At 38.2% G+C, this 8,025-nt stretch carries 9 protein-coding genes; 1 reads left to right on the top strand and 8 read right to left on the bottom strand.

Translation table 11 applies throughout. The annotated features are described in order from the left end of the window. Positions 1-931: 931 nt before the first annotated feature. The 8 genes from rplT to CHX27_RS02245 form a co-directional block, all read right to left on the bottom strand. Complete coding sequence (gene rplT, locus CHX27_RS02280; RefSeq protein ID WP_094485147.1) at positions 932-1,276, bottom strand: 50S ribosomal protein L20; 345 nt, start codon at positions 1,274-1,276, stop codon at positions 932-934. Positions 1,277-1,369: 93 nt separating this feature from the next. Then, entirely contained in the window at positions 1,370-1,567 is a 198-nt protein-coding gene (rpmI, locus tag CHX27_RS02275) for a 50S ribosomal protein L35 (RefSeq protein WP_094485146.1), read from the bottom strand. A gap of 37 nt (positions 1,568-1,604) precedes the next feature. Further along, complete coding sequence (gene infC / locus CHX27_RS02270; protein ID WP_394335689.1) at positions 1,605-2,165, bottom strand: translation initiation factor IF-3; 561 nt, start codon at positions 2,163-2,165, stop codon at positions 1,605-1,607. A gap of 17 nt (positions 2,166-2,182) precedes the next feature. Continuing rightward, on the bottom strand, positions 2,183-4,135 hold the full coding sequence (thrS, locus tag CHX27_RS02265; RefSeq protein WP_094485144.1) for a threonine--tRNA ligase: 1,953 nt from the start codon (positions 4,133-4,135) through the stop codon (positions 2,183-2,185). A 433-nt stretch (positions 4,136-4,568) separates the two neighbouring features. After that, positions 4,569-5,021: a hypothetical protein gene (locus CHX27_RS02260; RefSeq protein ID WP_243388940.1), complete on the bottom strand. Its 453-nt coding sequence runs from the start codon at positions 5,019-5,021 to the stop codon at positions 4,569-4,571. A gap of 70 nt (positions 5,022-5,091) precedes the next feature. After that, on the bottom strand, positions 5,092-5,625 hold the full coding sequence (locus tag CHX27_RS02255; RefSeq protein ID WP_133063394.1) for a hypothetical protein: 534 nt from the start codon (positions 5,623-5,625) through the stop codon (positions 5,092-5,094). Further along, positions 5,618-6,148: a hypothetical protein gene (locus tag CHX27_RS02250; protein ID WP_094485142.1), complete on the bottom strand. Its 531-nt coding sequence runs from the start codon at positions 6,146-6,148 to the stop codon at positions 5,618-5,620. Before CHX27_RS02250 ends, CHX27_RS02255 begins: the two co-directional genes overlap by 8 nt. Positions 6,149-6,159: 11 nt before the next feature. Continuing rightward, on the bottom strand, positions 6,160-7,854 hold the full coding sequence (locus tag CHX27_RS02245) for an MORN repeat-containing protein (RefSeq protein ID WP_165764419.1): 1,695 nt from the start codon (positions 7,852-7,854) through the stop codon (positions 6,160-6,162). Here CHX27_RS02245 and CHX27_RS15915 point away from each other — a divergent pair. After that, positions 7,849-7,956, top strand: a complete 108-nt coding sequence (locus tag CHX27_RS15915) for a hypothetical protein (protein ID WP_108721074.1) — start codon at positions 7,849-7,851, stop codon at positions 7,954-7,956. The genes CHX27_RS02245 and CHX27_RS15915 overlap by 6 nt on opposite strands. Positions 7,957-8,025 lie beyond the last annotated feature (69 nt).

Here is an 8,025-nt window from a genome sequence, read left to right as displayed (position 1 = left end):
TGCAATTATTTTTTAACTCGCTGATAAACAAAGAGACAGAAAAGCGATTAAAATTGGTTTTTGGCGCTTGAGTCCGGCTTGACCAAGCTTTTTCGTTCTTGAACGCAACTCAGCCAACGTATTTGTNCCCTTTTCCAAACTTTTTGGCAACTATTTTGCAATTATTTTTTAACTCGCTGATAAACAAAGAGACAGAAAAGCGATTAAAATTGGTTTTTGGCGCTTGAGTCCGGCTTGACCAAGCTTTTTCGTTCTTGAACGCAACTCAGCCAACGTATTTGTGGCACGATTTTGCGCAGCAGGGACTGCAACGAAAAGCCGCGGCAGTTGAAAACCTGTGAGGGCCGCTGCGGCGCGGCGACCCAAGAAGCCCCGCCGCAGCGAACCCCGAACGGTTTGAAACAAATGCGCTTGCAGTGAAAGGCCCGGCCCGAAGCCCCAAACATACTTCCACTAAACGGGCGAGGGGCTGCCCAAAAAAAAAATCGGAAAACAAAATTGCCTTCCGATTTTTTAAAATCATTTACTCTAGTCTTTCTTCTTGTAAAAGTACTTTAGCGCTAAATATCGGCCAATAGTACCTCCTACTATTCCTGAGAACAGGACAATCAAAATATCTTCTAAACTCATATCTTTTTTAAAATTTGATTAAGATAAATACTTTAAAAGCAACAAAACACTAAGTATTACGCGGGTTCTTGGCAAATAATAAATATGAATCTGATACCGCTTTAAGCCAAGCGCCTACTCGCTTCGCATCAATACTAAGTTACATTCTAGATTGATAAATACAATTAGTAATTCCAAAATTAACAATCGTTTGAGGCAGAAATATGAATGTTGAACAATGCGTGCTTCGATTTCAAAACACTTGAAACGAAAAAAGACTTGCAGTTGCAAGTCTTTTCCGGTAAGTCAATATATTAAACGTTTATTTTACTTTGTTCAGAATAGCTTTGAAAGCTTCAGGATGATTCATCGCTAAATCAGCTAGAACTTTACGGTTAAGTTCGATTCCGGCTGCTTTTACCTTTCCGATAAATTGCGAATAGCTCATTCCCTCCAATCGTGCACCCGCGTTGATACGCATGATCCATAGAGAGCGGAAATTTCTCTTCTTTTGTTTACGATCTCTGTACGAATACAACATCGCTTTCTCGACAGCATTCTTAGCAACTGTCCAAACGTTCTTTCTGCGACCAAAGAAACCTTTGGCCTGCTTCATCATTTTTTTTCTTCGTGCTCTTTTAGCAACCGAATTTACTGATCTTGGCATAATTTAATGTTTTTTTGTAGCAGGCGCTCGACTTTCGAGACTTATTGGCCATACTCCATGGTTTAAAAATAATTTAACCTCGCAATTCTCGAATTATACAATTCTCAATTGCTCTTTCACGCTTCGAAGATCACTCGTGTGAACCAAAGCGGAATGCGTAAGCGCTAACTTACGTTTCTTCGACTTTTTAGTCAGGATGTGGCTTTTGAAAGCGTGTTTCCTTTTGATTTTACCTGAGCCAGTAACTTTGAATCGTTTCTTAGCCGAGGATTTGGTTTTCATTTTAGGCATAATTTCCTAAGGATTAAATTGACTTACTATTATTGTGTTATTGCTTCTTTTTCTTGGGAGCAATAAATAAAATCATTCTTTTACCTTCAAGAACCGGCATGGCTTCCACCTTTCCGTATTCTTCCAAATCTTGCGCTAAACGAAGCAACAAAATTTGTCCTTGATCCTTGTAGATAATCGATCTTCCTTTAAAAAATACAAATGCTTTAAGCTTTGCACCTTCTTTCAGGAATTTTTCAGCATTCTTGCGCTTAAATTCGTAGTCGTGCTCGTCGGTTTGTGGTCCGAAACGAATTTCTTTAACCACTACTTGAGTCGACTTTGCCTTCAAAGCTTTTTCGCGTTTCTTCTGTTCGTAGATGAACTTTTTATAGTCCATTATTTTACAAACCGGCGGAACCGCGTTGGGTGAAATCTCTACCAAATCAAGCTCTTGCTCGTCGGCCATGCGAAGCGCGTCGGATAATTTGTAAACACCCGTTTCGATGTTTTCGCCTACTAGACGAACTTCCTGAATGCCACGGATATTGTTATTGATGCGGTGTGCATCTTTCTTTTCGACCCTGGGTTGATACCCTCTGTTGTTTCTAATTGCTATGACTTAAATATTTTAAATTAAACGTTGAATGTCTTTAATGTTTTTGCGACTTCCTCTTGTACAACCGCTGCAAACTCATCAATACTCATCTTGATATTCTCGCGAGATTGCTGCACTCTACTGCGTACCGATACGGTATTTGTTTGTGCTTCTTCCTCGCCAACGATAAGCATGAACGGAAATTTTTGTAACTCGGCTTCGCGAATCTTCTTGCCAATCGTTTCGTTGCGATTGTCAATTAGGGCGCGAATTTCGTGATTTTCGAGCAACTGTAAAACTTTTTTCGCATAATTTTCATATTTCTCGCTAAGACACAAGATGATAGCCTGCTCCGGAATTAACCACAGCGGCAAGTTTCCAGCCGTATGTTCTAACAAGATTGCGATAAAACGCTCCATAGAGCCAAACGGCGCACGGTGAATCATTACCGGGCGATGCAACTCGTTATCCGCTCCTTTGTACGTTAGATCGAAACGCTCTGGCAAGTTGTAATCTACTTGAATGGTACCTAATTGCCAATGTCTGCCCAGCGCATCTTTTACCATGAAATCGAGCTTCGGACCGTAGAACGCCGCCTCGCCATAAGCTACAACGGTATTTAGTTGCTTATCTGCAGTTGCTTTGATGATGGCCGCTTCTGCTTTCTCCCAGTTTTCGTTGCTACCTATGTACTTCTCTGGTTTATCCGGATCGCGCAATGAAATTTGTGCTGTAAAATTCTCAAATCCAAGGGATCCGAAAACATACAGTACCAAATCAATTACGTTTTTGAACTCCGCATCTAATTGGTCTGGCGTACAAAAAATGTGTGCATCGTCTTGGGTAAATCCACGTACACGAGTTAAACCGTGCAATTCGCCGCTTTGTTCGTAGCGGTATACCGTTCCAAATTCGGCGTAACGTTTCGGTAAATCTTTGTACGACCAAGGTTTTACGTTGTACATTTCGCAGTGATGCGGACAGTTCATTGGCTTCAATAAAAACTCCTCGCCTTCTGCAGGCGTATGAATCGGTTGAAAACTGTCGGCTCCGTATTTCGCGTAATGTCCGGAAGTTACGTAAAGTTCTTTCTGCCCGATATGTGGCGACACTACTTGCTCGTAACCCGCTTTCTTTTGTGCTTTCTTCAAAAACTGCTCTAAACGTTCGCGTAAAGCAGCACCTTTAGGCAACCACAAAGGCAAGCCTTGTCCAACACGCGGCGAAAACGTAAACAAATCCAATTCCTTACCAAGCTTTCGGTGGTCGCGACGTTTCGCTTCTTCCAACAGCTCTAAGTAATCGGTGAGATCTTTTTGTTTTGGAAACGAAATACCGTACACACGCGTTAACTGCTTGTTTTTCTCGTCGCCGCGCCAATAGGCACCTGCCACGCTCATGATTTTCATCGCTTTGATCAAGCCTGTATTTGGAATATGACCACCGCGACACAAATCGGTAAACGAGCTGTGATCGCAAAATGTAATGGTTCCGTCTTCCAAATTCTCGATCAATTCTACTTTATACGGATTGTTCTCTGCTTTATAAAAGGCCAACGCATCGGCTTTAGTTGCCGAACGCATTTTGAATTCGTGCTTTTCGCGAGCAATTTCCAGTACGCGATCCTCAACTTTTTTAAAGTCGGCATCGGTAATACGCGATTCGCCAAAATCGACATCATAGTAAAATCCGTTTTCAATCGCCGGACCAATCGTTAATTTAGCATCTGGATAAAATTCGAGTATTGCTTGCGCCATCACGTGCGAGGTCGAATGCCAAAAAGCTTTTTTTCCTTCGGCATCGTTCCAAGTGTAAAGTACCAGCTTCCCATCGGTGGTTAGCGGCGTGGTCGTTTCAATCGTCGTTCCATCAAAAGATGCTGAAATAACGTTGCGTGCCAAACCTTCGCTGATGCTTTTCGCCACATCAAGCGCGCTAACTCCGGACTCGTAATCTCTAACCGAGCCGTCGGGAAGTGTAATGTGAATCATAATTTTTTAAAATTTAACGTGCAAAGATAGCCAATGCGCGGAAGCAAACAAGATGAATTTGATTTATTAATTTGGGCCTTTTGAAGAAAAAAGGGTATTTGAAAAGGAAATCGAAACGCAGCGATTTAGGTTTCGTTTTACAAGCTGTTTTGCAGCTAAAAAATCGTAAAAAAAAGATCTTCATCGAAATACAGTCTAATACAAAACCAAATTGCATTGATTCTTTTAAGTAAACGAATTAGTTAAAACATTTATTTACAATGCTATAGAGATATTCGTAGCCAAAGAAGTTGTTATCTCTAAAAAAAATACTGTTAAAATTGGCAACCTTTTAACAATCGTTGCGATGTAATTTCCACAGAAAACACTGACAAAAACATGCTTTTTTATGTGCGCCTGTTTAGCGAAAGATAGGTGCAATTACAATTTATAATTACTTGTTCTTCAATTTTTGAATTAATTTTAGTAGCGTTTCCCGGTTTTTGGCATCGTGGTAAAACTTGGGTAGTTTTTCTAAAAGGGTAAAATGCGTGCGGTCTTTGTGCTCGCGCAATTTGGCACCAATGTATTGTTCTAAATACAACAAATGCGCTTCGTTGTAAGCAAAAAAGAAGTCGTTTTTAAAAGGGGCACAATACCAAGTTTCCACATCAAAATAAGCGCTAGCATCAGCCTTGTAGTTAGCGTTATAGCCTAAATGGGTTAACAAAGTGTCTTTTGTATCATGGAAACCACAGTGCGTGCAGGTTAGTTTGGCTTTTTTTTCTTCATAGTTTACGGTTGTGAGTGCTTTTTTACTACATTTTGGGCACGCCACAGCTACTTCCTCGTGGAAATGAGCGAGACGGTAATTTTGGTCTTGGAAGCGGTTTTGCATAAAATACATGGGCACTAGTTTTTTTTAGTAGCAAATTGCAAATAAAACTTTAGAGCATTCTTTGATTGGAAAAGTTTTATTATTTCTCTACAAATTCGGTTTCTTTTGAAAAATACTCGAAAAGAATCCATTTCCCTTGTGATTCAATTTCTACTGTCGACATACAGACGTAGTGCCTTTTTGAATCTGTATCTTTAGCCGAAGACTTGAAAATTTGATTTCCATCTTTTGACATAAAATTAGTGCTCTCATAGCCTTGCGCATCAAAATCCAATAATAGGTCGTTTGCAATTTTCTCGTTGTAACGCACGTAGGCACTTTCTTTAAAACAAGTGTAATCGACCTTATTTTTTTTTGAAAAAAGAATCTCTTTAAAAGCCTGTACTTGTTTGTTTTCATCAAAAACGAAATGAGTTAACAACATGTCGCCGTTGGGTAGCTTTTCTTTTTCAAACTGCTGATTTTGCATAGCATGGTACATCTCAACAATATCGAACTTTTCTTCGAGGAAAACTTGACCAAACAAGTTACTAGTCGAAAGAAAAAAGAGAAATAATGCCGAAGCTTTAAGGTGGAAAAGTAATCTAATACTATTTATTATGTTGTTATTCAAACCAGTACCCTTTCTCGATTGTATATCCTGCTTTTTTAAAGGCTTTTACCAAATCCTTAGCAAAGTATTCATTTTTTCGTAGTGATACAAAATACGTCCTAAACAAATCTACTTTTCTATTGGTTTTGATGTAGTTACCATCTTCAAAATATTCTTGTCGTACGATACGCACTTTATCGGGTCGGGATTCAAAGAAGATTCCGATGTCTTTGGTTACGGCTGTGATGTCTTTTAACGCAACAATTTGTTGCTCTAAGTAATAGCCATTTTCATAGGCAAATTTTTGCTTTGTGGTATAAAACAAGGTATCATTTTTAATAGTAAGTTCTGCTACTTCCAAACTGTCGAGGTCTTGTTGAATATAACTTATTTCATTATTTACACCGTCCGCTTCTGCACGAAGCATTTGCCGAGCTTTGTTTTCTTGTTGCAAAGTTTTTTGCAGGAGATGGGTAATGGTGGTGGTTTGGGCAATACTAAAAAAACCTATGAAACAAACTAAAAAAGCAAGTACTTTTTTCATGTTTTATTAATTTAAAATAAAGCACTAAATCTAAATCCTATTTGAGTAGATTGCTTTGGAAAACCAAAATATCTCGAAATCTTATCATCAGGTTCCTCTTTATTTGGATCAGAAAAAGAAGATACTTTGTAGTAGGCTCCTATGCCAATTTGTCCCCATCTAAACATGATTTCTGGTTGAATATTATGAGCTAAAATTGGTTTGGTATCCACGATAACATCCGACAAATCAGAAGTGTCATATTGCTCTTTTTTTCCAATCAAATAACCTAATTCATAATTTAGTTTGAAAATGATGTGATCTTTGAACAAAGCGATCGTTGGCCCAGCGTTTACGGCTAAATATAAGTTGCTATAATCATGAAGAGTAACTTCAGATGTTGAAATATCGATAAGTTGGAATAATTCTTTTTGTTGGAAATAACCTACTCCAACCCCAACATTAAACCATCTTCCTAAATACCCGTAGTTAAAAGTGCCGCTTATGGGATGATTTTCTTGTACATGTTCTTCATCATTTGAAATAGAGAGAGGCAAACCAGAGTAATTTACGGAAAAATAATTTGCACCTAAAGCGATGCTTTGTTTGTAGCGTTTTCTGCCTTTTATCTTTTTATCTGCTTCCCAAGTACCTTGTATCCAATTGCCATTGTATAAATACAAAGTTCCTTCGCCATTTCTTTTACCATTCAATACAAAACCTTCGTAGCGATCACCATTGGTGTATTCAATTTTGGCATTTCCTGTAAAAAAACCTTCTTCATAATCCCCTTCATATTTACTGCTATCATTTAAGATAGTTTTAATTTCCCCAGTATTAAATTCATTGCCTTTAAAACTTCCTTTAAAGTAATCTCCATTTGGTTTTGTTAGTTCTCCAGACATACGCAAATCGGCATACCATGAACCCCAATAATAATCGCCATTGGCATATTTCATGGAACCATTACCACTTTTATAACCTTTACGCCATTCTCCATCATATGCATCACCATTTTTATAGGTCATTTTGCCTTTGCCGTCTTGTAATGAATTTCCTAATTCACCAACATATTTTCCGTCTTCAAAGTTAATTTCATAAGTACCTGATTCATTTGGTGCTCTCTTTGCAATAGCACCCGAATAAATACTTCCATCTGGGAAATATATTTTACCTTGATAAATATCCTCATTTCTGAAATTACCTTCAAAGGTAATTTTATATCCATTGTTATAACTTACTGTTAATTTTCCTTTTTTAAACTCTCCTTCACTAAATTCTCCTTCATATATTTCAGCAGCAGCTGTAAAAAGTTTACCCTCTCCATCATACAAATTATTTTTCCAATAACCAGTATATATGACAACATTATTCGCTTTTAATAAGTCCCCAAAACCACTTATATTTCCTTCTTTCCAATTGCCCTCGTACTTTTCCCCATTTTGATAATAATATATTCCTTTGCCTTCTTGTAATCCATTCGACCAATTTCCTTCATAACGTTCGCCATTTGGAAATTTTAATATTCCCTTTCCTGAAAAAACTCCGTCTTTCCATTCCCCTTCATAGGTTTCGCCATTAGAATAGGTACAGGCTCCTTTGCCAGTAAAATCATTTTCAATGAATTCACCTGAGTAAATGTTGCCTAGTTCATCTTTGAACGTTTTTTGGGCAATTGAAACAAGGGGTAAAATTAATAGNGAGAGCAAACCCAGGTGTGGATGCATGATTACAACAACACCCGTCCACATGATTCGCTAAATAATATGTCTCCGGTACAATATGCCGAAAGACAACGTGTCGCTGCCGCTGGGCTCATTTTAAAATAAATTGGCTTTTAACGAAAAAACCGTAGAGAAAGCCAATTCATTTTAAAACGGAAAACATAAATTTGATTT

The organism is Flavobacterium aurantiibacter (assembly GCF_002251775.1).
Lineage (GTDB): Bacteria > Bacteroidota > Bacteroidia > Flavobacteriales > Flavobacteriaceae > Flavobacterium > Flavobacterium aurantiibacter.
The sequence above is the reverse complement of the archived record's forward strand: the minus strand, read 5'-3'. Positions and strand labels throughout refer to the sequence as shown.

Coding starts and splice junctions, on each gene's coding strand:
- thrS (WP_094485144.1), bottom strand. CDS start 4,135: ATGATTCACATTACACTTCCCGACGGCTCGGTTAGAGATTACGAGTCC.
- CHX27_RS02260 (WP_243388940.1), bottom strand. CDS start 5,021: ATGTATTTTATGCAAAACCGCTTCCAAGACCAAAATTACCGTCTCGCT.
- CHX27_RS02250 (WP_094485142.1), bottom strand. CDS start 6,148: ATGAAAAAAGTACTTGCTTTTTTAGTTTGTTTCATAGGTTTTTTTAGT.
- rplT (WP_094485147.1), bottom strand. CDS start 1,276: ATGCCAAGATCAGTAAATTCGGTTGCTAAAAGAGCACGAAGAAAAAAA.
- CHX27_RS15915 (WP_108721074.1), top strand. CDS start 7,849: ATGCATGATTACAACAACACCCGTCCACATGATTCGCTAAATAATATG.
- rpmI (WP_094485146.1), bottom strand. CDS start 1,567: ATGCCTAAAATGAAAACCAAATCCTCGGCTAAGAAACGATTCAAAGTT.